Origin of the sequence: Roseateles oligotrophus (genome assembly GCF_025717515.1) — a bacterium.
Taxonomy (GTDB): domain Bacteria; phylum Pseudomonadota; class Gammaproteobacteria; order Burkholderiales; family Burkholderiaceae_C; genus Paucibacter_A; species Paucibacter_A oligotrophus.
This window is the reverse complement of sequence record NZ_JAJIRN010000009.1, coordinates 204828-231615: the sequence shown is the minus strand read 5'-3', so window position 1 is coordinate 231615 and position 26788 is coordinate 204828. Positions and strand designations below refer to the sequence as shown.

The 26788-nt window shown below is 63.3% G+C and carries 16 protein-coding genes; 8 read left to right on the top strand and 8 right to left on the bottom strand.

Translation table 11 applies throughout. The features are described from left to right. Window position 1 precedes the first annotated feature (1 nt). Genes LNV07_RS20220 through LNV07_RS20195 form a run of 6 tightly spaced genes read left to right on the top strand, consistent with a single transcriptional unit; the run spans window position 2 to window position 5619 of the window. Window positions 2-928, top strand: coding sequence for a dihydrodipicolinate synthase family protein (locus LNV07_RS20220; RefSeq protein WP_263572988.1), 927 nt, complete (start codon window positions 2-4; stop codon window positions 926-928). Window positions 929-951: 23 nt separating this feature from the next. Continuing rightward, window positions 952-1968, top strand: a complete 1017-nt coding sequence (locus LNV07_RS20215; RefSeq protein WP_263572987.1) for an ABC transporter ATP-binding protein — start codon at window positions 952-954, stop codon at window positions 1966-1968. Continuing rightward, entirely contained in the window at window positions 1965-2960 is a 996-nt protein-coding gene (locus LNV07_RS20210; RefSeq protein ID WP_263572986.1) for an oligopeptide/dipeptide ABC transporter ATP-binding protein, read from the top strand. Before LNV07_RS20215 ends, LNV07_RS20210 begins: the two co-directional genes overlap by 4 nt. After that, on the top strand, window positions 2957-3646 hold the full coding sequence (locus LNV07_RS20205; RefSeq protein WP_263572985.1) for an N-acetylmannosamine-6-phosphate 2-epimerase: 690 nt from the start codon (window positions 2957-2959) through the stop codon (window positions 3644-3646). Before LNV07_RS20210 ends, LNV07_RS20205 begins: the two co-directional genes overlap by 4 nt. Before the next feature lie 3 nt (window positions 3647-3649). After that, entirely contained in the window at window positions 3650-4537 is an 888-nt protein-coding gene (locus LNV07_RS20200) for an ROK family protein (protein WP_263572984.1), read from the top strand. Further along, window positions 4534-5619 carry a sialate O-acetylesterase gene (locus LNV07_RS20195; RefSeq protein ID WP_263572983.1) on the top strand — a complete coding sequence of 362 codons (1086 nt, stop codon included), beginning with the start codon at window positions 4534-4536 and terminating at the stop codon, window positions 5617-5619. The genes LNV07_RS20200 and LNV07_RS20195 overlap by 4 nt, the downstream gene beginning before the upstream one ends. A 57-nt stretch (window positions 5620-5676) precedes the next feature. On the opposite strand, the gene LNV07_RS20190 is transcribed toward LNV07_RS20195, so the two are convergent. The 6 genes from LNV07_RS20190 to LNV07_RS20165 form a co-directional block, all read right to left on the bottom strand. After that, the gene (locus tag LNV07_RS20190; protein WP_263572982.1) at window positions 5677-6825 is read right to left on the bottom strand and encodes an N-acetylneuraminate epimerase; all 1149 of its coding nucleotides are present in this window, start codon (window positions 6823-6825) and stop codon (window positions 5677-5679) included. Between the two features lie 305 nt (window positions 6826-7130). Continuing rightward, window positions 7131-10136 (bottom strand): TonB-dependent receptor domain-containing protein, encoded by a 3006-nt coding sequence (locus LNV07_RS20185; protein ID WP_263572981.1) that lies wholly within the window; start codon window positions 10134-10136, stop codon window positions 7131-7133. Window positions 10137-10661: 525 nt separating this feature from the next. Beyond that, on the bottom strand, window positions 10662-11765 hold the full coding sequence (locus LNV07_RS20180) for a response regulator (RefSeq protein ID WP_263572980.1): 1104 nt from the start codon (window positions 11763-11765) through the stop codon (window positions 10662-10664). Then, window positions 11762-15640, bottom strand: coding sequence for a response regulator (locus LNV07_RS20175; RefSeq protein WP_263572979.1), 3879 nt, complete (start codon window positions 15638-15640; stop codon window positions 11762-11764). The genes LNV07_RS20180 and LNV07_RS20175 overlap by 4 nt, the downstream gene beginning before the upstream one ends. Beyond that, window positions 15637-16623: an ABC transporter substrate-binding protein gene (locus LNV07_RS20170; protein WP_263572978.1), complete on the bottom strand. Its 987-nt coding sequence runs from the start codon at window positions 16621-16623 to the stop codon at window positions 15637-15639. The genes LNV07_RS20175 and LNV07_RS20170 overlap by 4 nt, the downstream gene beginning before the upstream one ends. A 723-nt stretch (window positions 16624-17346) precedes the next feature. Further along, window positions 17347-17712, bottom strand: a complete 366-nt coding sequence (locus LNV07_RS20165) for a hypothetical protein (RefSeq protein ID WP_263572977.1) — start codon at window positions 17710-17712, stop codon at window positions 17347-17349. A 59-nt stretch (window positions 17713-17771) separates the two neighbouring features. On the opposite strand from LNV07_RS20165, the gene LNV07_RS20160 reads away from it, so the two are divergent. Together LNV07_RS20160 and LNV07_RS20155 are read left to right on the top strand one after the other, a co-directional pair. Continuing rightward, a complete protein-coding gene (locus tag LNV07_RS20160) occupies window positions 17772-18977 on the top strand; it encodes a GGDEF domain-containing protein (RefSeq protein WP_263572976.1) in 1206 nt (401 codons plus the stop codon). Window positions 18978-19067: 90 nt separating this feature from the next. Next, window positions 19068-19700 (top strand): GNAT family N-acetyltransferase, encoded by a 633-nt coding sequence (locus LNV07_RS20155; RefSeq protein WP_263572975.1) that lies wholly within the window; start codon window positions 19068-19070, stop codon window positions 19698-19700. A gap of 21 nt (window positions 19701-19721) precedes the next feature. Here the strand turns inward: LNV07_RS20155 and LNV07_RS20150 are convergent, their stop codons facing one another. Beyond that, on the bottom strand, window positions 19722-20684 hold the full coding sequence (locus tag LNV07_RS20150; protein WP_263572974.1) for a diguanylate cyclase: 963 nt from the start codon (window positions 20682-20684) through the stop codon (window positions 19722-19724). Further along, window positions 20681-26737, bottom strand: a complete 6057-nt coding sequence (locus tag LNV07_RS20145; protein ID WP_263572973.1) for a PAS-domain containing protein — start codon at window positions 26735-26737, stop codon at window positions 20681-20683. The genes LNV07_RS20150 and LNV07_RS20145 overlap by 4 nt, the downstream gene beginning before the upstream one ends. Window positions 26738-26788 lie beyond the last annotated feature (51 nt).

Sequence of the window (26788 nt, the reverse complement as noted above, 5' to 3'; positions counted from 1 at the left end):
CATGTCCTCTTTCAAACTTCACGGCATCGTTCCCCCCGTCGTCACGCCGCTGACCCACGACTTCAAAGTCGACAAGCCCAGCCTGCGCAAGGTCGTGCGCCACCTGATAGACGGCGGCGTGCATGGCCTGTTCGTGCTCGGCTCGACCAGCGAATGCGTGTTCCTGAATGCGTCGCAGCGCGCCGACGTGCTGGCCACCGTGGCCGAAGAGAACAACGGCCGCGTGCCCATGGTCGCCGGCACCATGGACCCCACCACCGACCGCGTGATCGAACACGCCAAGCAGGCCCGCGATGCCGGCATGCAAGGCCTGGTGGTGACCGCACCGTTCTACACCCGCACCAGCCAGGCCGAGACCATCGATCACTTCACGATGATCCGCGACGCCGTCGATCTGCCCATCCTGGCCTACGACCTGCCGGTCTGCGTGCACATCAAGTTGGAGCGCCCGACACTGCGCGCGCTGTACGACAAGGGTGTGATCTGCGCCCTCAAGGACAGCAGCGGCGACGACGGCAATATGCGCATGGTGATGCGCGACTTCGGCGGCAATGACGATTTCTCCATCCTCACCGGCTCCGAGATCATGGTCGATGGCGCGCTGCTGGGCGGAGCCCACGGCTGCGTGCCCGGCCTGGGCAACGTCGACCCGGCTGGTTATGTGCGCCTCTACGAGGCCGCCAAGCGGGGTGACTGGGTGGCCGCCCGCAAGGAGCAGGAGCGCCTCATCGAGCTGTTCCAGATCGTCTTCCAAGGCGTGCCCGACACCAGCCCCAACGCCTCGGGCGTCGGCGGTTTCAAGACCGCGATGCAGCTGCTGGGCATCATCGAGAACCGTCACATGAGCCGCCCCAACAAGGTGTTGTCGGACGAAAAAGTGGCCCGCATCAAGGCCATCCTCGGTGCCACCGGCCTGCTCAAGAGCTGAAGCGGCGGGCGCAGACAAAGATCATGAGCAGCGCGGATGTCATTCTCGAAGTCAGGGGGCTGAGCACCTCCTTCGCCACGCCGGCTGGGGTGGTCAAGGCCGTCAACGACCTGAGCTTTTCGCTGCATCGCGGCGAGACGCTGGCCATCGTTGGCGAATCGGGCTGCGGCAAGTCGGTCACCTCTTTTTCGCTGATGCGCCTGCTGGCCAGCCAGGCCAGCATCACCGGCGAGGCTTGGCTGAGCGGGCGCGACGGCAAGAAACTGGACCTGCTGGCCCTGAGCGGCACCGAAATGGAGAGCGTGCGCGGCAAGCAGCTGGGCATGATTTTCCAGGAGCCCATGACCTCGCTGAACCCGCTGCATCGCCTCGGCGACCAGATCGGCGAGTCCATGATCAAGCACGGCCTGTGCTCGGTGGCCGAGGCCAGCGGCCGCGCCATCGATCTGCTCAAGCTGGTCGGCATCTCGGCACCGGAATTGCGCGCACGCCAGTACCCGCACCAGATCTCGGGCGGCATGCGCCAGCGCGTGATGATTGCCATCGCCCTGGCCTGCAAGCCCCAGGTGCTGATCGCCGATGAGCCAACCACCGCGCTGGACGTGACCATCCAGGCGCAGATCCTGAGGCTGATCCGCCGGCTGCAGCGCGAGGTCGGCATGGGCGTGCTCTTCATCACCCACGACATGGCCGTGGTCGCCCAGGTGGCCGATCGGGTGGCCGTGATGTATGGCGGCCAGCTGGTCGAGACGGCCGACACGCGCAGCCTGTTCAAGTCCCCGCGCCATCCCTACACCCGGGGCCTGCTGGCCTCGGTCCCCAATCCGAAGCTGCCGGGGCGGCTCTACGGCATTCCCGGCCAGGTCGAGACCGTCTATGGCGACCATATTGGTTGCCGCTTCGCCAACCGCTGCAGCATGGCGCAAGACATCTGCCGCAGCGAACGGCCCGGCCTGAGCCAGTTCCCCCAGGCGCAATTCGTGCGCTGCCATTTTGCAGATTTCGCAGATTTCGCAGACCAGATGGTGGATCCCAAGTGAGCAGCAGCAACAATTCCCCCGATGCCGTTCTGAGCTTCGAGCAGGCCGGCATCCAGTTCGACACCCGCCTCGGCCTGTTCGGCAAGTCGCTGCCGCTGCATGCCTTGCAGGATGTGTCCTTCGATCTCAGACGCGGCGAGATACTCGGCATCGTCGGCGAATCGGGCAGCGGCAAGTCCACGCTGGGCAAGCTGGCGATGCGGCTGCTGGAACCCAGCAGCGGCGCGATCCGCTACGAAGGCAAGCTGCTGCAGGACTACCGGGGCAGCGCCCTCAAGCAACTGCGCTGCGATCTGCAGATGGTGTTCCAGGATCCCAACGCCAGCCTCAACCCGCGATTCACGATAGCGCAGTGCCTGCGCGAGCCCTTTGTGCTGCACAAGCGCGGCAAGGCCGCCGAGCAGCAGCAGGAGATCGCCCAGCTGCTGCAGATTGTGGGTCTGCCGGCCACGGTGCTGCAGCGCTATCCGCATGAGTTGTCGGGCGGCCAGAAGCAGCGCGTGGTGATTGCACGTGCGCTGGCGCTCAAGCCCAAGGTGCTGATCGCCGACGAGGCGGTGGCGGCGCTGGATGCCTCGGTGAAGGCGCAAATCATCAATCTGCTGCTGGACCTGCAGAAGCAGCTCCAGCTGTCCATCATCTTCATCTCGCACGATCTGCCGATGGTGGAGGCGATGTGCGACCGCGTGCTGGTGCTCTATCTCGGCCGGCTGATGGAAGACGCGCCGCGCGAGCTCATCAATCGGGGCGGCCTGCATCCCTATACCCAGGCGCTTTGGAAGAGTTCGCCCACGGTGGACACCGAGGCCGGTTTCTCGGACGAGGAGCCGCTGAGCGGCGAGATCCCCAGTCCGCTGAAGCCGCCCGCCGGCTGCGTCTTCCATACCCGCTGCCCCAAGACCCTGCCCGAATGCAAGACCCGGGTGCCCGAGTTGCAAACCCAGGCACCGGGGCATGGCGTGGCCTGCTTGCTTTATCCGAGAAAACAATGAAGCTCGAACAACTGAAGAACCAGCTCGTGGTCTCCTGCCAACCGGTGCCTGGTAGCCCCATGGACCGTCAGGACATCATCGTCGCGATGGCCGGTGCCGCAGTGGCCGCCGGTGCGCGCGCGCTGCGCATCGAGGGTGCCGGCAATGTGCGCGCCGTGGTCGATGCATGGCCAGGCACACCCGTGATCGGCATCGTCAAGCGCGATCTGGCCGACAGCCCGGTGCGCATCACCCCCTACCTGCAAGACGTGCAGGATTTGATCGATGCCGGTGCCGCCGTCGTCGCCTTTGACGGCACGCAGCGCAAGCGCCCGGTGCCGATGGCCGATTTGCTCAAGGCCGTTCATGCCGCCGGCCGCATGGCGATGGCCGACTGCTCGACGCTGGAGGATGGCCTGGCCGCCCAGGCCCTGGGCTGCGAGCTGATCGGCACCACGCTCTCTGGCTACACCGAAGAGACAGCCGATGTGCCGGCCGACGGCCCCAACCTGGGCCTGGTGACAAGGCTCGCAAAAGCTGGTGCCCTGGTGGTGGCCGAGGGCCGCATGCGCACGGCCAGCGATGCCGCCGCGGCCTTGAGCGCGGGGGCCTACACGGTCACGGTGGGTTCGGCCATCACACGCATCGAACACATCACCGAATGGTTCATCGCTGCCATGCAGCAGGCCACTGCCGGGAAAGCCTGAGCGATGCTGCTTGCGATAGACATAGGCGGGACCAAGATCGCCGCCGCCCGCGTTGAAAACAGTGTCATTGTCGAGCGTCGTCAATGCCCGATGGCCTATGAAGAGGCTGGCTTCCGCCTCGCCATCGAAAGTCTCCTGCAAGCCTGGCCCGCGCCCGACAGCGTTGCCGTCGCGACCACCGGCTATATCGACGCCGGCCGCGTGCGTTCGGTCAACCTGGACATCATTCCCTTCTGGGACGGCTTCGCACTTGGCGATATGCTGCGCTCGCTGTTTGACTGCCCTGTGGCCTTGATCAATGACGGCCAAGCCGCCGCCTGGGGCGAGTACCTGGTGCGCCAACAAGACCGGCCGCAGGATGGCCCGGCCAATCTGCTCTTCATCACCCTGTCCACCGGCGTCGGCGGTGGCATGGTGCTGGACGGCCAGCTGCGATTGGGCCCGCATGGGGTGGCCGGGCATGTCGGACATGCCGGCGTTCGCCTGGCCCCGGCGGACCACCAGAATTGCTGCGGCTGTGGCCGCAAGGGCTGCCTGGAGATGGTCGCTTCGGGCAGCGCCTTGGCCCGCCAAGCCACGGCGATCTACGGTCGGGCCTTGAACAGCGCCGAGCTCTTCGCCATGGCGGCCCAGGGCGATGCCAAGGCCGAGGCCATCATCGCCAATGCCGCCTGCGCTGTGGCCGAGGCCATCGCAGGCTTTTACATGATTCTGGACTTGTCTGAAGTGGTGATAGGCGGCAGCGTCGGCCTCGCCGAAGGCATGCTCGATCGCATCCAGCGCGCGCTGGCGCAGCTGCCGGTGCGCAATTCTCCGAAGCTCACGGCCGCGCGCCTGGGCGGCGATGCCGGCCTGGCCGGCGTTGTTGCATGGGCAAAGGAGCAGCCATGAACGAATCCAAACCTGTCAGCCATTGGTATGTGCTGGTCATCGCGGGGCAATCCAATGCCCAGGGCTTCGGCGAGGCCTTGCCGCTGCGCGAGGACATGCAGCCCTCGCCGCGCATCCAGCAACTGGGCCGCTACCGCGGCATGCGCCCGGATGGCGTTTATGAAGATCGCTGGAACAAGATCGTCGATGCCAGCCATCAGCTCGACGATCTCAAGGACATGCGCTTCTCGAATCTGCGCGGCAACCCTGAGCTGAGCCGCTCGGGCACGGTCGGGCCGGGTGTATTCATCGCGCGCCGGCTGCTGCCGTTCTTGCCCGAAGACGCCGGCATTCTGCTGATGCCTCAGGCCCATGGCGGGGCCGGTATGAGCTACGGCGATCCGGGCCGCTACACGCCAGCGGAGCAATGCGGGCCGCTGGATCAGCCCGGTGCCAGCATCGGCCGCTCGGTCTGCAACTACCCCGGCGCTGCGGACTCGAATGCCAACGGCGCGATGGCCTGGGCCGGCGCGGACGCCCCGCTCTACCTCGATCTGCGTGACCGCACCCGCTTTGCGCTGCAGGCCAATTCCGCCAATCGCCTGCTCGGCTTTGTGTGGATACAAGGCGAATCCGACGCGCATGCCGGCGATCCTCATGCCAGCGAGCATGGCGTCAATTTTGCGGCTATGGTCGATCGCCTCGGCAGCGAGCTGGCCGACCGCGAGTCGCAATTCCTGGGCCGCAATTGGACCGAAGTCGCCTGGATCAATGTGCTGGCCACGCATTGGTGGGACGAGGCTTTGCCGGCACATCGCGAGGTGATCGAGGGCTACCGCCAGCTGGCGGCGCAGCGACCGTCGCAAATGCATTTGCTGGACCTGCGTTTTGGCGAAGACGGCCGGCCGACGCAAACCAACCGTGACCATTTCCATGATCCGGCCGCTGCGGACTATCCGACCGAAGTCTCGCCGCCGCTGACCGATGGCCGCACCTGCGAACCGGAGATGATTCACATCCATATTTCATCGGGCGCCTACCGTGGCGAGGTGTCGCAGCGCATCGCCGACGCGCTCCGCCGGCTCTGCCTGCCCGTCGCTTAATCGCGCAAGCCCAAGGGTGCTTGGGTTGATAGGGTGCCGACCGGCTCCTTCGTCCCGTCAACGGATGATGTCGACGCTCTTGCCGTTCCAGCGCAGCTCGAAGACGGCCTTGCTGGGAGCGCCGTCTTGCAACTCGCCGCCGACGATCAGCAAGCCCTGATCGAGCTGGAAGTAGTTGCCATAGCCCAGCGCCATGGGCAGCTTGCCTGCGACCTGCCACTGGCCATTCAACTCGGCGTAGATCTCATCGCGCCAAGTCTTCTTCAGGCCCTTGTGGGCCCAGTTCTGGCCGGCATTGAACTGCTTCCAGGCGCCGGGGAAATTGGTGCCGCCGGCCACCAGCAAGGCCTTGCCGCTATAGCCGGCGAAGGCGCCCGCCACACCTTCCTGAGCCTGGTCGCCGGGGGCGGGCGTCAGGGTGGAGGTCTTCCAGCTCAGCTTGTTGCCGCTGACCGTCACGAACTTGGCCATGGGCGAGCGAAGTCCGGGCTTGACCTCACCGCCGACCAGCACGAGCTCCTTGGCCTTGACCGCCACGCCGGCACCTACGATGGGCCAGTTGGGGTCGATGCCGAGCTGGGCCCATTGGTTGTTCGCCACGTTGTAGCTCATCACTTGGGACGTGAAGAAATAGTCTTGCGGGCGCTGGTCAAAATAGGCCGAGGCTACGGCCGCCTGCTTGTCCTCGTCGTCGCCGGCGGCGGCGTTGTCAATGAAGAAACCGTCGAAGACCTGCTTGTTGACGCCGCCGAAGAACAGGATGTTCTGCTGGTCGAATGAGACCGCCGCCGAGGCCAGAGCGCCCAAGGGCGTGCGCGTGGGCAGCTTGCTCCAGCTGTTGGCGGCCGGGTCGTATTTGTAGCCCGTGTCGAACATCAACACCGTCTTATCGCTCGGATCGAGCTTGCCTGCGCCGGCGAAGACGTAGATCTGTCCGTTGACGGCCGCCGTGGTCGCGGCATCGCGCGGCGCATCGGGAAACTCGGCCAGCATGGTCCATTGAGCGCCGGGCGTGGCCAAGTCGAGTGAGTACCAAGCCTTGCCGGCGCTACCCAGGCCGACATAAAGGGTGTTGCCGATCTTGGCACCGGCACCATTTTTGACCGGCACGGGCAGGTCGGGCCAGCGTTCACCGGCGTGGATGCTTGCGGAAAAACTGATCATGATGAATGCGGAAGCCGCTAGAAGGACTCGTTTGGCGAGCATGTTGTGAACCTCTGGCGCTGCTACTGGGGGCTGAAATAATAGACGCCAGAACAGCCAAAAGAAGCCTGACCAGGCCTGACTCAAGCCCGCAGGCTTCCTCGAAAGCCGGGGGGATGCAGAATAAGTCCAACCGCGCTTTGTCATTGCGCGCCGAGTCCGGGCTTGAACTCGAGCAAAGAAGCTTTGAATTTATTATTCAAAGCTTCCCCGATTTTTTGAGCTTTGCGGTCCCGCACTCCCCGGGGTCAAGCGCAATTGAATCCATTGCCAATTGCCCGGGGAGTCGATACCCATCTACAGCGACATCACTTCAGCTTGAACTTCAAACCCGCGAAGAACTGCCGTCCGATCACATCAAACGCACGCGGTTCGGTATTGGTACCGACCAAACCGCCGCGCGGAAGAATGTCCGGCTGAACGTCAAACAGATTGTTGGCCCCGACATACAAGCTCAGCGCAGGCGTGACCGAGTAATTGAAACGCAGATCCGTATAGGTGGAGGATTTGACGTTGTTCAAGTCTTCGGAATAGGGACTCTTTGTGAGGAACTCCTGGGTCGCGCTACGGTAACGGGCTTGCGCGAACACATCGAGCTGATCGGAAATCTTGTATGAGCCATTGAGAGTCAGGCGCCACTTGGGATACAGCGGACGTCCGCCGAAATTCTCGGTCGCACCGCTTGCGCTGACGACGTCATAGTTCTCCAGGTAATTCGCGAAGGCGGTAATGCCGAAATTCCGCTGCGAATAGTTGAGTTCCAGGTCGACGCCCTTCGTCTTGATGCTGGCTGCGTTGATCAACGGCGAACTCAGATTCAGCATCGGGCCCTCATTGACATCGCGAGTCAGCTTGCCGCCGCAGGTGGCATCAAACGAACCCGGCGCAACATCGTGGCAGCTCTTCACAAAAACATCCGGACTGATACGCGTGATGCCATCTTTAATGCTGATATCGAAGTAGTCGACCGACAGCGAAAGACCACGCAGCGGGGTGAACACCATGCCCAGCGTCACCGCATCGGCCGTCTCTGCACCCAGCGTCTGCGAGCCCAGCGACAGTAAGCGCGTGTTGTTGGCTTCGGAGGCCACCAGCTTAAAGACACCGACGTCGGCGATGCGCTTCGCAACCGCAGGGATGCTGCGGCAATTCTGCGCAATATTGCCGGGCGTCGTTGCGGTCACGCCGTTGCAAACATCGGTGGTCGTCGTAGAGATAGCGGTGGTCGTGCCGTTGGAAAACAGATCATTGACGTTGGGCGCGCGCATCGAGCGCGACCAGCTTCCTCTCATGCGCAGGGCATCCATGACGGGAGCATTCAAGCCAAGCCGATAAGTGCTGGCCGTGCCGATCGTGGAATATTTGCCAACGCGAGCGGCGGCATCCAGGATCAACCAGCGCGCCAGCGGCGCTTCGATTTCGGCAAAGGCTTCTTTGACATCGAACTGGCCGGAAATCGCCGAAACCTGCAAGTCTCTGGAAAGGCCCTGCTGCCGGTAAGAGTCCGGTGTCTCCGCACCTTCCTCCTTGCGGTATTCAAGGCCGGTTGCATAGCTGATCGGCTTGCCGGAAATCGACCATGGTGCCTGGCCCGAAAGAACGGTGTTGACAACGGTTTGACTGACCTTGCCCGTGCCCCCCGTCGCAATCTTCAGATACTTGATCGCCTCCGGTGAGATGCCGGTAATGCCGGCTTGGCCCGCCAAGCTGTCGACCGTGCCGAAGGGATTGACCGGCCGGCAGCCTTCGATGCGCGCGACTGCATCGGCGCATTGATAGCCGCCGCGCCCATTCGGCACAATCGTCAGGGCATTGCGGAAGTTGGGGATGCTGATGTCACCCGTATTGGTCTGGGTTGCCGAGGTCTGACCATAGATTACGCTCGTCTTCAGCGACATCGTGTCGCTGAAGTCATGTGTCAGACCCGTGGCAATCCGGAAGGTGTTGCGCTCGGACGAAGCGGTACGGTCGCCGAACTCGGCCAGGCGCCTGAACGTTTGCACGCGGTCCAGCGAGGTGTCCGCGCCCAAGGCGGTGACCAACTGGCGGCCAGCGCTGCTGCCGACAAAGTAGGGGCTGGTGGCAACATCAATGCCGGTACGGCCACCTTGGGGGACACGGAAGACATCTGCAACCGCCGACAGCGGTGCCGGCTCCAAGCCCACGGAGGCAGAAGTCTTGGTCCAGTTGAGCTCGACGTCGGCACGGGAGTCCGGGCTGAGGTCGAAGGTCATGCCGGAGGCAACATAGTTGCGCTGGTACGGTGTCACCAGATAGCGGCGGGCATACTGGTTGTCCCAATCAGCATTGCTCGTGGGCTTGAAATTGGCATCGAGCAGCGGCTGGTTCCGGTTAAATGGGGCGCCGCTGCCAAAGATCGCCAAGTTGTTGCCATTGGGGCCAACGAAAAGCGCGCCACCGGGCACATGGGCAGGCCCGGGGCGCCGCGTGATCGTGTCGAGAACACCCGATTTATTGCCATCAACAAAGGCCAGTTCATAGGATGAAAAAGGCCGGTCCGGCGAGTGCAGCGCTTCCTGGACGGAGCGGCCCGCGGACACCCAGGCATTGCCCGAGCTGAAGTTCTGCCCGTAGGTCAGATCGACGTTTTTCCGGCCACCGCCGCCCGCCTGCGAATCGGCGCCGAACGCGTTGATTTCGAGGCCGCTGAAATTGGTCTTGGTGATGATGTTGATGACACCGGCGATAGCGTCGGAACCATAAATGGCAGACTGCCCGCCGGTCAGCACGTCAACACGCTTGACGAGTGCCGTGGGAATGCTGTTGAGGTCAACGCCGTAGCCGGTGTTGGCGGACACACCCGAAACGAATCGACGGCCATTCACGAGTACGAGCGTGCGCGCGGAACCCAGGTTTCGCAGCGAGACCGTGGCCACGCCGACATTGGCCGCTTCCGCGCCAGTCGAGTTATTGTTGGACGAAGCAGAATTACTGGACGTGATCGAGGGAATGCGGCTCAACGAATCTTCAATCGAGATCGATGCCGTACCCCGGATGAGATGTTCACCCACCTGCGTGATGGGCGCAGACGATGTCGCATTGGCCATTCCCGGAATGTGCGAGCCGGTGACCATGACCGTGTCTAGGCTACGGATGGCGCCTTCAGCCGGGGCTTTGGCATCCTTGGCTTGTGCAGCGGAGACTTGAGCCTCTTGATTTTCTTCAGCGTAACTGGCCGCCGGCACAGTCAGCAGCAACACAGACCATGCCGCAAGAGCCGCCGATACATCGCGCGGGAGAACCCGCAACGGAATTTTGAATGACTTCGATCCATTGGTAGTTAGAAACTTCATAACGCCTCTCGTGTTTATCTGACATCGGATATCTATCCGGGTGACTGGATCCACTTCGCAAGCAAACGGCAAGACCCCATCGCCTGTTATCTGACAACTGATAACTGATGTCAGTATGGTCGAGCGCACTCAGGTCCGAAATAGGTGATTACGCGGAGCGTTCACTGGCGCTTGCGGCGCTCAAGTCGTCGCCCACCTTGTGCATCGACTCCATCGGAGGCCCCAGATTGCCGAGTACGGAGAAGCTCAGAAGGATGCCCAGGGTCAGGGCCCTCGAAATGTCCCGGTCCGCGCCGTGCCGACAGCTCGAACATGCGCCGCAAAGTTGACGTTCGGTTCACCGACCGTTTTGGTCAACGGCGGCTTACTGGCGATGTTGTGGCCTCACGCTGCCAGCCAGTTCTTGCCATTCGGATGCGCAGAGTGGGCTCCGATGTGCCCATACCGGGCATTCAGGCCACCATGCAAGCCTGCCTACTCCCCGTATCTGCGTGACACATCAGGTACACCCAGGGCGAACGAGGCTCAGGCCGCGCGCTCCTGGAAACGCTCTGCGATCGAGATGAATTGAGCCTCCACGCTTAGGAAAGCGTCCACCACATCGGGATCGAAGTGCTGTGCCCGGCCCTTGAGGATGAGAGCGCGAGCGTCGGTGTGGCTCATGGCGGGCTTGTAGACCCGTTCACTGATCAGCGCATCGTACACATCGGCCAGTGCCATCATCCGTGCCGATACCGGAATGGCGTCGCCGGCCAGCCCTTGCGGGTAGCCGCTGCCGTCCCATTTCTCCTGGTGCGACAGCGCGATCTCCTTACAGAAGCGCAGGAATGGCAGTTCCTCGCCCAGGCTCAGCTCGGCGCGACGAATGGCCTCGTAGCCCAGCGTGGTGTGGGTTTTCATCACCTCGAATTCTTCCGGCGTGAGCCGTCCCGGCTTGAGCAGGATGGCGTCGGGGATGCCGACCTTGCCGATGTCGTGCATCGGCGCGGACTTGAAAAGCAGGCGAATGGCGTCAGGCGTCAGGACTTCGGCAAAGCGTGGGTGATCGCGCAGTTGCTCGGCCAAGGTGCGCACATAGTGCTGGGTGCGGCGCAGATGGTTGCCCGTCTCGTTGTCGCGCGTCTCACCCAGTGATGCCATGGCGAGCACCACGACGTCTTGCAGTGCTTCGTTCTCGCGGGTGCGACGGGCCACTTCGGTCGCTAGGTAGGCGCTGCGGTCACGCAGGAAGTCCGATGCGGCCTTGAGCTGCAGATGGGTCCGTACTCGGGCTTCCACGATGGGTGGGCTGATGGGCTTGGTGATGTAGTCCACCGCGCCCAGGGACAGCCCGAATGTCTCGTCCTCGACCTCGGCTCTGGCCGTGAGAAAGATCACTGGGATGTCCTGTGTGCCCGGGTCCGCCTTGAGGCGCCTGCACACCTCGTAGCCGTCCATGCCCGGCATCGTGATGTCCAGCAGGATGAGGTCTGGAGCCGGCAACTGGGCCACCAGTTCCAGGGCCTTGGGGCCGTTGTTCGCTACCCTGATCCGGTAGCTCGCTTTGAGCAGCCCTACCATCAGGGCCAGGTTCTCGGCCACATCGTCAACAACCAGCACGGTTGAAAGCTCGTTCAGGATTGGGCTCATGGTGTCTCCGCAGGGCGGTGGGCTTCGATCAGCTTCAGCGCTTCGTCGTACTCGAACTGGTGGATACGCGAAAAAAGTGTACCCGCATCCGCTCCCAAGAGGGCTTGAAGGCCGGACTTGTGCTGTTCCACCCAGGCAAGGGCGTCAGGGTCTCCCCCATGCAGCAGCGTCCCCAATGCCTTTAGATCCGGGCCGGCAGACTCGGCTTCAGCGCCGGGGTGCAGCACCCGCTCCACCCCCGGTGCTTGGTGCATGCCCAGCGCCCTGCGCAAGGCATCGCCCAGGGTGCGCGTGGTGGATTCCACCGCGCCGACCGCCTCCCCAGCCAACAGTGGGTCTGCCCGCAGCTGGCGTTCTGCCGCCTCACAGCGGCTGTGCAGCAGCGTCGCCCCTAGATTGCCCGCCACGCCCTTGAGGCTGTGCAAATGCAGGCGCAAGTGCTCTGTGTCCTGGGTCGGGTCGGCACTCAACTGCCCAAATTCAAGCAGAGCGGTCGCTTGGCTTTCTACAAAGCGGCGCAGCAGGTCGAGGTACAGCTCGGTCTTGTGGCCACAGCGGCGCAGGCCGTCGCGCAGATCCAGGCCGTGAATGCCCTGCAACGGTGCTAGACGCGGGTCATTGGCCACGGGGACGGGCCCCGTGGGGAGAGAGGCAGACGCTGGAAGACTGGGCATCCAGCGGCGCACGACTGCCGCCAAGGCGTTGGGGTCCACGGGCTTGGCCACGAAGTCATTCATGCCGGCAGCGCTGCAGCGCTCGCGGTCTTCGCTCATGACGTTGGCGGTCATCGCAATCACAGGGACCTTGGCCCATCTTGCATTGCTGCGCAGGGTTTTGGTGGCAGTCAGACCATCCATGACTGGCATGTGCATGTCCATGAACACCAGGTCGAAGGGCTCGGAGCGCTCCAGCCGATCTAGGGCCTCCCGCCCGTTGCCGGCGATCTCGACCGTCAGGCCCAGGTCCTGCAGCATCTCGCGTGCGATCTGCTGGTTGATGGCGTTGTCCTCCACCACCAGCGCGCGGCCCTGCATGCGGGGCTGCTCGTTGACCGGTCCTGCGCCAGCGCCGAGCGGCAGAGCGACTTGCGGCATGAAGCTCAGCAGCAGGTTATCCAGGAGCACCGATGCGTTCACTGGCTTGACCATCACGGTGGAGAAGCCACTCTCCAGGGCATCCAGCAGCACCTCTTCGCGACCGCGACCTGTCACCAGCATCAGTCGCGGTTTCGGATCGGCCGGCAGTGCGCGGATCGCGCGCCCGGCATCGATGCCGTTCATGTGGGGCATGCTCCAGTCGAGCAGCACGATGTCATACGGTGAGCCGGCCTCTTGGGCCGCGCGCACTGCAGCCACGGCCTCGTCGCCATCGTTCACGGCGTCGCTGTGCAGCCCCATGTGGTGCAACAGGCCCTGCAGCACCTGGCGAGCGACGGCATTGTCATCCACCACCAGCGCACGCCGCCCGACCAGCTGCGCCGGATCGCCCTTGGCGGCCGAGTCCTGACAGGGAGTCGCACCAGCCTGCAACTGCACCGTGAACCAGAAGGTGGAACCCTGTCCCGGCTCGCTGCGCACCCCGATTTCGCCACCCATCAAGTGCACCAAGCGCTGCGAAATGGCCAGGCCCAGGCCGGTGCCACCATACATCCGGGTGGTGGAGCTGTCGGCCTGCTGAAAGCTCTGGAACAGCTGCGCGATCTGCCCGGCGCTCAAGCCAATGCCAGTGTCCTGCACCTCGATGTGCAGGCTCAGGTCTTCGGCTTCATCGGTCTGGCAGTGCACCCGGACCACCACTTGCCCGCGCTCGGTGAACTTGACGGCATTGCTGCATAGGTTGATGAGCACCTGCCCCAAGCGCAGCGGATCCCCTATCAGGAAGTTGGGCACGTCGAGCGCCACGTCAAGTACCAGCTCCAAGCCTTTCTCGTTGGCTTTGCTGCCCACCAGGGTGAACACGTTATCCAGCACGGGCAGGAGCTGGAAGTCGATGTGCTCTAGAACGAGCTTGCCGGCCTCCACCTTCGAGAAGTCGAGAATGTCGTTGATCACCCCGAGCAGGTGCTGTGATGACAGCTGGATCTTGTGCAGGTAATCGCGCTGCGTGTCACTCAGCTCGGTACGCAGTGCAAGGTGAGCCATGCCGATGATGGCGTTCATCGGCGTACGGATCTCGTGACTCATATTGGCCAGGAACTGGCTCTTGGCTTCGTTTGCCTTCACAGCGTCGACTTTGGCTGCGGCGAGGGCTTCCGCGACGGCGTGCTCGGCGCTGATATCTTCGATGATGGAGAGTGTCAAAGACTCGCCGCCGCGGTCCAGTCGCCGCGCCGAAAAGCGAACCCAAAAGTGCGTGCCATCTTGGCGTCGAGCCTGCATTTCGCGCTGGTGCACTCTCCCAGCCACCAGATCTGTGTGCATCTCCCGGCCGACCGTTTCGTAGTCCTCCCGGCTCAAGTACCAAGCTTCTGCGCTGGACCCGACTGCTTCGCCGGGCCCGTAGCCCAGCAATTCTTCTGCCTTGACGTTGGCCCGCAGCACCCGCCGATCCTTCAGCAGCAGGATGCCTACCGGGGCACTGTCCACAATGAGCGAAACCTCCTGGGTCAGCTCCGTCAGCCGATCGCGCTCGCGCGCCAGCGCCTCAGCTGTGGCCTGCAAGTCCGCGGTGCGCTCGACCACGGTGGCTTCAAGCGACGCATTCAGCTTGCGGATGGCTTCTTCGGCGCGCTGACGCTCGGTGACGTCGCGCAATATCACCGTGTAGAACTCCTCTTCACCCACGCAACTGCGCGAGATCGAGGCCTCCGCAGGAAACTCCTCGCCATTCCAACGTCGCCCGTACACCACCGCCTTTGCGCTCATCTGACGGCTGGCCGCGTCACTGCGCCCAAAATTTTGCAGCAGCTGGGGGTGCCGTTCACGGTAGCGCTCGGGCATCAGCATCTCGATGCTCTGTCCGAGCAGCTCTGCTTCTTCGACCCCGAACAGAGCGGTGGCCGAGCGATTGGCCATCACGATCCGCCTCTCTCCGTCCACGGTGATGATGGCGTCCATCGCCGAGTCCACCAGGGCCGCGATGCGCTCGCGCGCCGTCTCGATGTCATGCCGGGCGCGCTGGATGTGCTGCGCCATGCTGTTGAAACGCTGGGCCAGCCCCTTCACCTCCCAGGGACCGACCTCCGGCACCGGCTCAGCCAACTGTCCCGAAGTTGCCAACTCCTGGCTGGCACGCCCAATGATGGATAGCGGAGCGGTGACCTGCCGCCAAAGGAATACCGCAAAGCCCGCGCAGATCAGAACAGCGGCCAGCAGGACCGGCATCACGTCCTTCATGGCTTCAAAGCGGGCCAACTCCATCTCGTGCGAGAGGTCGAAGACCACCCACACCACCACACGATCAAGGTTGCGGATCTGCCCCGGTCCGGCCGCGCCGTCCAGCACGCCGAAGGACAGGGCGATGCCCGCTTGCGTACCGTCCGACCACAGCACGGGCCGGCGGGTCTGGCGCGCCTGCTCAAAACGCGCCGCGTTGAAACTGCTCAGGACGGACTGTGCCGGCTTCCCTTCCATCAGGCGGAAAGCATGCGCCACCACCAGCCCGTGCTCGCTGATGACAGCAAGCTCCCGGGCACGCAACTCGGTGGCCTCCAGGGCCACCTCGGCCGACACGCGGTCGGGCGCGGTTTCCAGTTCGTACCGGGCCGAGCGTGACAATTTGTCCGCCATCACAAGCAGTGTGTCTGCCGCGCCACGCCTCACATCACTGCGGTGCGAGACCCATTGGTGCACGAAGGAACTTCCGACGGCCAGCAGCAGCGTGAGCAGCAGAGCCAATGGCAGGAAGACCCGCAACTGGATGGTCCGTCCGCTCATGGCGTGCCTCGCACCCAGCGCGTATCGATCAGCCCTGACGCGTCCACGGGGCTCGCGATCAGTCCTTTGCGGTGCAGCAACTCGGCGAGGCCCCTCAAACCCTGTGCCACGTCGCCCCCGGGCGAGAGAAGCGCCTCATTGGCCTTACGGTCGGGAAGCTCGAGGCCCCGGAACGCCGACGCAACAGCGCCCGGTTCGATCTGCAACTGGAGCGCCAGTCGATCCACCACACTGCCGGGGTCGCGCTGGAAGCGCTCAAGGCAGGCAAAGTGTGCTTTCACCAGGCTGTGGATGGCATCGGGCCGGGTCTCGAGCAACTCGCTGCGCACAGCCAGCACGTCGACGATGCGTCCGGGAACTTGTCGGCTGTCGAACAGGCGCGTGGCGCCTTCGGCCTCCAATTGGCTGACCCAGGGTTCAGCGGTGACGGCCAGGTCTGCAGTGCCATCGCGCAGGGCCGCCGCTGTTTCGGGCAGGGGTCTGGTCACCAGGCGCACCTCGTCTGGGCTGAGCCCTGCAGACTCCAGAAAGGCCGACAGCATCAGGGCGCCTGCCGCACTGCCCTCTACCGCCACGCGCTGACCGCGCGCCATCTCCGGACGGGTCAATCCGGCGCGGGCCATCACCGCGTCGGCGCCCGCGGATACATCGAGCACCGCCACCACCTTGAGGCGCAGCCCGTCGTGCAAGCCGGTGAGCACTTCGTCAAGCGTCAGTGCGGCCGCCTCCAGGCGACCCAAGGCCAGGGCGCGCAGCACATCCGTGTTGGACCGCAGCTCGTGCATGCGGATGCCAGCGCTGTGCAGCAAGCCTAAGTCTTGGGCCAGGAAGAGGAAGCCGTATCCAGCGAAGGCGATAGCCCCGACCCGCAAGGGCGCCAAGGGTGGGCTGCAACCGCACAGCCCGAGGCCGAAGGCGACAGCACCACCTAGCAGCAGGCGGCGCTGGGTCGAAGGAGGGCTCGTTTTGGGCGGAAGGTGCATGTAGGCATGAGCATACTGCTCGTAGACACAGGGCTGCCCGTTCGGCGTGCGGGGCGAAAACATTGGCGAATCCTGCAGCGAAGGGGGCTCCCTCACGATACTCGCAGATTTACGCCTACCCCGAAGATTGCACCAGATTTACTACTTGATTTTTAGAAGTAATCATGTGACTCATTGGGACCAATTGAGCTGCCTGGGCCAGGGGGCAGGTCCAGGACTATCGGTCACGTTATTGGTACTGTTCACGCATCGCGGCCATACTTTTTGATGACCACGGCGAGACCGCGCCCGTGCGTTTGGCGGCCGTTGATCAAGAGTTGACGAACAGTACCTTTGGCCGCATCTTGACAGAGGGCAAGGTGTTTCCAGCCAGCGCGCAGCGGAAAGAGTAGCCGGCCTAGGTTGAACGTATGTTGGGTTGATGGGCAGTGCTTGTTTTTTTGCCCTTGCCGGCGTTGCCTTCGAGCGACTGCTAGGGGCACACTGCAGTCGCCCGCCAATGCTTGCAACACCCGCCCGGAACTGCCGCAGGTAAACGGTACCTGTGCCTCAACGGGCAAGGACTAACTCCAGCACTGATCGGCATTGCTTAAATTGCACTCAGGTGTTCGGCCCGGCATCGCGCCGAAAAAGCACCCGCACCCACTTGCGCCTGGTTTTGAACAAGATATGAGCTAAAGAGTCAGGTCTTGCCTTTAGAGCTTAGACCCGAACCGTGCTCGCTCAATCCGGGAGGCAAACCCCCAGGTCAATCAATTTCTTCGCATAGGCATCCCTGCGCTTGGCTGCTTTGGCTGCGGCTTCAGAGGCAGCCTTTATGGCTTTGGGGCCCTTTTTAGAGACCGTTTGAATGAGTCCGAACTTGTGCGCCGCATCGGCCTGCGCCCTTCGGAACGTGGCGATCAGCGCGGCGTGTGCTGTGGATGAATTCACAAGGGCCTCAATCTCAAATGACGCTATTTTCGGCGCATTCAGCCCCAGCCGCTTGGCTACAAACACCCTGGCCTGCCCATCGCGGGGCTGGCTGCCGGCTGCTTCCCTCTGAAGGAAAGCCGATAGCCGAGTTCCAAATCCAGTTTCTTCGGCCAAGCGGCGCATGCACGGCCAATCAGGATAGAGAATGGCGCATCTCCTCCGAGTGAGCCGCCATGCAATTCGACAACCCGACCCTGTTCAATCTGGCGCTGCTGCAGGCCTTGGCCGCGACAGCCCTGCTTTTGCTGCTGATGGGTTGGCGGCGCTCAAGCCCAGCCGCACGACGAGCCCATGTATTCATGGGATTGCAATCGCTGGCCTGGCTGCTGTTGGCGCTGGCGGGCTCGGGCAATGAAAGGCTCTGGCTCAGTTTGGCCCTGGCGGCCTTCAGCGCCAGCCTGAGTGCCTTGTGGTGGGCGCTGCAACTGTGGATCAAGCCGCGCCCTGGCCGCTCCTTGGCTGTCCTGGCGCCGCTGCTAATGCCTTTGATCTACGGCCTGCAGTTTGAGAACGTCGGCCTTCGCGGCGCTTGGGCGCAGTATTGGCTGGCGCTGCAACTCGGCATGCTCGCGCTCAGCCTGTTGCTGCCAAGCAGGCCCGATCAAGGTCACCACGCCTTGTCAAAAGCAGCCCCAAATAGCGTGCCCGGCGCCGACAACCGGCGCTGGCGCTCGGTGCTGCTGGCCGCCGTATTGCCTCTGCTGCTGATCTGCCTGCTGCGCGGCAGCATCGGCGCTTTTGGCTCGGCGCCGAGCAGCCTGCTCAGTCCCGCCACCATCAACACCACCCTGGCCCTGGCGGCGCTCTGGGGCCTGAACCTGGTGGTCTTGGGCGTCATTCTGGCCTGGCGCGGCGAGACCGAATCGGAGCTGGCGCGATTGGCGCAATCCGATGGGCTGACGGGTTTGAGCGATGGGCGCGCCTTTGCGGCCCGATCCGTTGACATGATTTCGGCCGCGCGGCGCCATCAAGAACCCTTGGCCCTGATGCTGCTGGAGATCGACAACTTCAAGGCCATCGAAGCCGAACATGGTCAAGCCGGCGCCGAGCGCGCCTTGGTCTTGTTCAGTAGTTGCATACAGACTCAGATGCGGCTGGGCGATCTGGCCGGCCGGGTCGGCAATGAAAATTTCGCACTGTTGATGGATCGCTGTGAGCCGCAAGGGCCGCAAGCGATGGACCAACGCATGCGCCTGGCCCTGAACGCGCGCGCGCAGGCGGAGTTGGGCTACAAGCTCGATTACAGCGCCGGCTGGGCCAAGCTGCGCCATGGCGACCGCAATATCGAGGACTTGATGCGGCGCGCCGAGACCGCACTTTACGAGGCCAAGCGCGCCGGCCATGGCCGCTTGCAGGCCGAACCCGGCTTGGAGTGCTAAGACTCGAAGCTGGCACGCACTTTGCGAGAGGGACTGCAGTTCGCCGTTCAAAAGACGGTACTCGCCTCTCCAACGCAAAGGCCATTTTTGATGCTCTATTCGCCACTCTTTTCGGCCGCTGGTCTGATCCCGACCCGGCGTTCGTTCGAATCCACGACCCTTGCGCATCTGCCCGCCCATTCACCCACCGGTCTGCGCAAGCTCGGGCCTCAAGACCTGCAGTATTTGCCGGCCCTGTGTGAGCTGCTGATCGACGGCGTGCACCGAGGCGCCAGCCTGGGCTTTCTGGCTCCGCTGTCACGCTATGCGGCGCTGGAATATTGGCACGGCGTTTTTGCTCGCCTTGGCCCCCATCACAGCCTTTGGATTGCCTGCGCGGACGCCGAATCAAGCGCCGGGGAGCAACTCGTCGGGGCGGTGCAACTGTCTCTGTGCCCACGCGTCAATGCGCACCACCGTGGTGAGGTGCAAGGCTTGATGGTGCACAGCCGTGCCCGCGGCCGAGGTATGGCAAGCCTGTTGATGGCGCGACTGGAATGCGCGGCCGCGGCGCAAGCTCGAACCCTGCTGGTGCTGGAAGCCCCGTCCGGTTCACAGGCCGAAGCGGTGTATGTCCACCTGGGTTGGCAGCGCGCCGGAGAGATTCCTGGCTACGACGCCAGTGCCGATGGCAATCTGCAAGACGCCGCGCTTTATTTCAAGCGACTCAAAACCCTGCGCTGAAGGGGGTAAGGGCCAAAAGCCCTAAGCCTCCGCCCCGCTGGCGCGGCCGCGGCCTTTTGATTTGGCCAGATAGAGCTGCTGGTCGGCCGCCTGGATCAGTTCCTCGGCCAAACGAGTACCGTCGGGCTTGAAGCTCGCCACGCCCAGGCTAACGGTCAGATGCGCACATACATCTGAATAGGCATGTGCAATATGGGCGGCCCGAATCGCGGCCTCCATTTCCTCGGCCAAGCACATCGCGCCGGCCAAATCCGTCTCCGGCAGGATGCAGGCGAACTCCTCGCCGCCGTAACGGCTGACCATATCGCCGGGCCGCTTCAACTGCCCCAGCAGGGTAGATGCCACCGCCCGCAAAGCCTCGTCGCCGGCCAGATGTCCATAGTGGTCGTTGTAGCGCTTGAAATAATCCACATCCACCACGATCAGCGCCAGGCTGCTGGCGCTGCGTCGCGCACGCTGAAACTCCCGCTCCAGGCGCTCGTCAAAGAAACGCCGGTTATAGACGCCGGTCAGGCCGTCGATGAAAACCATTTGCCGCAGCAAATCGCCCTGCAGTTTCAAGGTTAGATGCGTCTTGACGCGGGCCCGCACCACCGCTGGATTGAAAGGTTTGGAGATAAAGTCCACCGCGCCGACTTCCAGACCTTCGGTCTCTGCCTTCGGTTCGCTGTGGGCCGTGACAAACACCACCGGCAAGTCCTGCAACTCGGCATCCGCCTTGATCTGGCGGCAGACCTCAAAGCCATCCATGCCCGGCATTTGAATATCCAGCAACACCAGATCCGGATGCTTGTCGCGGCAGAGGCCCAAAGCCTGCGGCCCCGAGGTGGCCATGAAGACCTGATAGTCGGCGGCGAAGACCTGATACAGGGCCTGAATATTGACCGGCTGGTCGTCAACGATCAATAGCCTTGGCTTGCGGCCCAATTGCAGCAGCGGGTTGAGCGGTCGATCCTGCGGGTCGAGATAAAGCTTCGTCCTCATGCTTTTACATCCACAAGAATGGCCTCGCACAAGGTCAAGGCCCGAGCAAAATCCAGCGCCCCGACCGCTGCTTCCAAAGCATCCTGCCCCGCTCCCAACAAGCCGGCATGGCGCTCACGCAATTGCGCGAAGGCTTCGGTCGCACCCAGATCAAAATCTCGAAGTAATTGCATCAGTTGCGTCATTTCCAACTTGAAGGCAGGAGCATTGTTCGGTGCCGGGGCGGCAGGCGCCGCCGGTTTCGGACCCAAGGCAGACAAATCGTCCGCCAGACGCAGCATATCGCGGCAACCGGCTTGAATATGTCTGTCCAGCTCACTCAGCCAAATGGTGCTGAGGCGGTCCCCGCGTTTCAAGACCGTCTCGCCCTCGCCGCCCCATTCGGCCAACTGCACGCCACCCAGCGTGGCCGCCAAGCCCTTGAAGGAGTGCAAGGCCATGCTGGCTTCGTTGGTGCGTTCTTCGGCCAGCATCACGGTCAGTTGCGCCGGCAGCGTCTTCGCGGAGTTGGTGAAGGAGTGCACCATGCGCTTGAACAGTTCGGTCTTGCCCATGAAACGGTCCATCGCCGCCTGCAGGTCGAAGCCCTGCGCGGTGGCCCGGTCGCGCAAGTCCGGCGGCACCATCAGGCTGGCGAACCTGGACGCACCACCTGCCGACGCCTTCGCTGCAGCGGCGGCCCGGCCGGTCAACTTCACCAGAACCTCCACCAGATGCTCCAGATCAAAGGGCTTGCCCACATGATCGTTCATCCCTGCGGCCAAACAATCCTCCCGGTCGGAGGCCATCGCATTGGCCGTCATCGCCACGATAGGCAGCTGCGTCAGCCCAAGCTCGCCACGAATCGCGCGCGTGGCGGTGTAGCCGTCCATCACCGGCATTTGCACATCCATCAAAACAATGTCAAAGGCGCTGCCATCGGCGCGCAATAGATCGACGCCGATCTGCCCGTTGTCGGCCAATTGCACGCGGGCGCCGGCATCCTCCAGCAGTTCCTGCGCGACCTGCTGATTGTTGAGGTTATCTTCAACCACCAGAATCCGCATGCCCTGCAAGGGTTTGGGGCCTGCCGCTGCGGCGACGGGCTTGCTGGGCGCGGCCGGGCCGCCGCGCGCGGCCTGCACCGCTTCTTGCAACATCAAGGCCGTCACCGGCTTGACCAGGAAACCGTCCAACAGACGCTGCTCGATTTCACTGCGCTGCGCCAGCATTTCGCGCCCATGTGCCGTCACCATGACCAGCAAGGGCATGGCCTTTGCACCGGCCAGGACGCGGATACGCTGGGCGGTTTCAAAACCGTCCATACCCGGCATTTGCCAATCGACCAGCACCACCTGATAAGGCGTGCCGGCATCCATCTGCTGCTGCATCAGCCGCAGGGCCGCCGCGCCCGATGGAGCGAGATCAGCCTGCCAGCCCAAGGCTTCGCTCATATGGCCGAGCACATCGAGGGCGGCCGGATTGTCGTCAATGATCAAGGCCCGCAAAGCCTGGAAGGCAATCGCCGGCGCAGCGCCATCTGGTTGCACCTCGACCTGCATGCGCAAGCTGAAGGAGAAGCAACTGCCTTGACCCGGCGCACTCTCGAGCGCCAATTCACCGCCCATCAACTGCACCAGGCGCTGGCTGATGGCCAGACCCAAGCCGGTGCCGCCAAAGCGCCTTGTGGTCGAAGCCTCGGCCTGAGTAAAGCCCGAAAAGATACGCGCCTGATGCTCGGGCGCGATGCCGATGCCGGAGTCGCGCACCGCGAATTCGATCTCCACCTCGCGGCCCAGCGTCGACAACAGCCTTGCACTCACGACCACCTCGCCGCGCGGGGTGAACTTGATCGCGTTGCCGCCCAGGTTGATCAAGACTTGCTGCAAGCGCATCGCGTCGGCATTCAAGAGCGGCGGCAAAGCGGCGTCGATGTCGAACAACACCTCGAGCGGTTTGGCGCCCACATTGGCCGACAAGATCACCGACAAATCACGGAACAACTGCTCAATGCGGAAGGGCTGCGGGTCCAGCGTCATCTTGCCGGCCTCGACCTTGGAGAAATCCAAAATGTCATTCAGCAGCCCCAGCAAAGAGCGTGCGGCGCCTTCGGTCTTGCTGGCGTAGTCGAGTTGGCGCGTATTCAGTTCGGTTTTTTGCAAGAGTTTGAGCATGCCCAGGATCGCATTCATCGGCGTGCGGATCTCGTGACTCATATTGGCCAGGAACTGACTCTTGGAGCGCGACGCATCTTCGGCCGCTTCGGTGGCCTGCATCAAATCGGTGATGTCGATGCGGAAGCCCACCGTGTGGCCATCAATCATCTTGCGTTCGATCACCCGCACCCAGCGGCCGTTGTCGAGCTTTTGCACCAGCAGCGAATCGCCGCGCCGATGGATGGCCAAACGCTCGGCCACCCATTCATCGATGCGGCCTTGCGCCTCGATGTATTGGCCACGCAAGGCGCCGCCACGGATGATCTCCTCGAAGCTGGCGCCCGGCACGATCAGATCGGCCGAGGCCGCGTACATTTGCCGGTATTTTTCATTGCAGAACACCAGTCGGTCATCAGGGCCGTAAAGCACAAAGGCCTCGTTGACGGCGTCGATCGCGCCGCGCAGCAAGACCTCGGCGCGCCGCACCTCGGCCTCGGCGCGATCGCGCTCGCCGACATCCATATAGGTCGTCACGAACCCGCCGCTGGGCACCGGGTTGCTGCGCATTTCCAGGCTCAGGCCGTTCGGGCGCCGCCTTGCCCATTGATGCGGCGCCGCTATCGCGGCCATCGCCCGCGCATTCGCTGCGTCCAGCGCCGCATCAATGCCGATGGCGCCGTACTCGCCGCGTTCAGCCATCAGGCGGGCAATGCGCTCCACGGTCAACGGCCCGGCAGACAAAAATTCTTGCTCCAAGCCATACAGCTCGGCATAGCGGCGGTTGTAAAGCGGCACATTCAGCTCGGCATCGATCATGGTGAGGCCGCAGGGCAGACTCTCCAGCACGATATTGAGCAGCTCATTGCTGCGGCGCTGCGCATCCTCCATGCGCTTGCGCTCGCTGACATCGAAATAGGTCGTCACAAAGCCGCCGCCCGGCATCGGAGCGCCGCGCACCTCAAGCGTTATGCCATTGGGCCTTTGTCGCTCGAACTGATGCACGGTGGGGTGACGTGCGCGTTCGACGATTTGCGCGATGGTGGTTTCCACGTCGGAGCCGCTGCCATATTCGCCGCGCGCCGCATTGAAACGGATGATGCTCTCGAACGAGGTGCTCGGCCCCGCAAACAGGCTGGCCGGAAACTCCAGCATGCCAAGAAACTGCTGGTTGTAGGCGAGCAATTGCAGGTCGGCGTCAAACACCGACAGCGCGCAAGGCAGGTTGTCCAGCACGCTGCGCAAGACCGCATGGCTGCGCTTGATGTCGGCCTCGAGCAGGCGCTGTTGCGTCACATCTTGATAGGTGCCGACCAGGCGCACCGCGCCACCATCATCAAACACGGCCTCGCCAACCGAACGCACCGACAAAAACCGCCCCAACTCGGTTTGCAAGCTGAGGTTCAAGTCCCAGGATTCACTGGCCTCTACCGCCAAGCGCATCGCCTCTTGCAACAGGGCCTGATCTGCGGCCGGGAAGTAGGACAAGGACCGCTCAAGCGTGATCGGGCCGCTCGGGGCATCGGGCTGAAGATCATGCAAACGGTAGGTTTGCGGTGACCAAGTCAAGGTCTGGCTGGCAAGGTCGAACTCCCACGCCCCCAAGCTGGCCAGGCGCTCGGCCCGGTCCAGCACCAATTGCTTGTGCTGCAGCAACTCGGCGGCGCCCTTGGCGGCACTGATGTCCATATGGGTGCCGGCAATCCAGAGCGGCTCACCCTCGGCGCTGCGCGCGTAGAGCTTGCCATGCGCGAGCACCCAGACCCAGTGGCCGTCGCGGTGGCGCATGCGCAACTCGCATTCGTAGAAAGCGGTCTCGCCGAAGAAATGCTGCATCAGCGAGGCACGCGCCTTGGGCAAGTCGTCTGGATGGCAGTTGTTCGCCCAGGTGCTGGCATCGACAGGGGCCAGCTCCTGCAACGAGAAGCCCAGCATCTCGGCCCAGCGTTCATTCAGCCTCAACTCGCCGGTGACGATATTCCATTCCCAGGTGCCGGCGTTGGTGCCTTCGATGATGCGGTTCAGGCGTTCCTGCTGTTCCGCCTGAATTGTGGCCGCCTGCTTGACGGCGGTGATGTCGGTGCGGATCGAGAAGTATTTTTCGATCTTCCCAGCGGCATCCAGCACCGGCGCGATGATGCTATCAACCCAATACAAATGGCCGTCCTTGGCGCGGTTGCAGATTTCGCCATGCCAGGACTGGCCGGATGAAATTTTGAACCACAGCGCATCCCAGAATTCGGGGCTGTGCTGGCCCGAATTGACGAGCCGGTGATCGCTGCCGAGCAGCTCTTCCTGGCTATAGCCGCTGATGCGGCTGAAGGCGGCATTGGCTTCGATGATGATGCCCTTGGCATCCGCGACCGACATGATCGCATGCTGGTGAATCGTCTCCAGCAAGGCCTTGTTCTCGGCCAGGGCGAGCGCCAAGACCCGCTGGCTGCGCTTGCTTTCGGTGATGTCCAGGCTGATTTCAATGAAACCGGAATGCAGGCCCTTCTCGTCAAAGACCGGCTGCACATCGGCCTCGACCCAATATTGCTCGCCATTCGGGCGGCGACGCTCGAACTCAGCGCGGCGGCCGCTGCGGCTCAAGGCCATTTCGGCCATCGCGGCCGGGCCCAGCGCCTCATGCTCATGGAGTTCCGCGCAGCCCATCAACTCCGACGGATAGCGCCCGATGGCATCGGCCGCCGCGTAACCGCTCATCTGGATGAAGCCCTCGTTGACCCAGGTGATCCGCCCTTGGCAATCACTGGCGACCACCGCGTTGCTGGTGCCGCGAGCCACCCTTGCCAAGCGCTCCAGATCTGCGGTCATGGCGCTGGCCCTGGCCTCGGCACGCTGGCGCCCATTGATCAAGAGCCAGGCCGCCAAGGCCAGCAGAATTGTCAGCAGGCTGCCACCGGCGGCAAGCCAGCCGACCGGCTGGGCTCGCGACAGCCGGGCAAACTCGGGGTTGCTGTGCGTGGAGACCGTCAACTGGCGCCCGCCAAAGGTAAAAACGCGCGAGGCATTGAACTGCCCCGGCTGCGCGCTTGGCGACGGGTTTCCAGGCAAGGGCAGGGACCGGTAAGCCAGGCTGCTGGATTCGTCCTGCGGGCTATCGAGCAGCTCGAAGTCCAGCTGACGCTCTGCCACATCGACGACACCGTCCAGCAACTCGGCGACCACGATGGGTGCAGCCACAAATCCAAGCAAGGCCTGCTCTCGCTGCGCCTCGGTCTGCGGGGCGGTGCCCTGCTTGTAGATGGGCAGCAAGAGCAAGAAGCCCGGCTGGCTTTTGGCATCCTGTATCAGCGAGACCCGCCCGCTCAGCGTGGCCTCCCCGCTGCGCAAGGCCCGCTCGGCCGCGTCTCGGCGAGTCGCTTCCTGGCCAATGTCGAAACCCAGCGCGGAAGGGTTTTTCGCCAAGGGCTCGATGTATTTGATGATGAATAGATCGGCCTCTTGGCCATTGCTGTTGACGGTAAAGTCGGGCGCGCCGTCGCGCCGGGTCGCCGCCACAAAGGCATCGAGCTCCGGGCGCATCACCCGCTCGACAAAGCTGAAGCCGCGCACACCGGGGAATTCGTTCGCCATCTGGCGCGATTCGACATAAGCCCGAAACTCGGCGCGCTGGACCAGCGCGCTGGCCGCAAAAATCCCTCGGGCGCCCTTCATGCCATACACCGGCTGGCGCAGCCGACGCTCGACCTCAATCTCGATGCGCTCGGACAAACGCTCGAAACGGGCCCTGGCGTCGCGCTCCGACTGCGCTTGCTGTGCCACCGTCAGCAGATAGGTCAGGCCAAAGCCGAGCAGCAAGATCCCCGCAATCAGCCAGTTCCAGGCTTGACCCAAACCGGCTTGGGCAAGCAGGGGTGCTGCACCTGCCTGCGGCGGCTGCAGTTTTGAATCGCCGAGTCCTGGGGATTGCATCAATGGATTCGCACCTGTCTGAGCGGATATGGCTGGGCTGAAGCTAGTTTA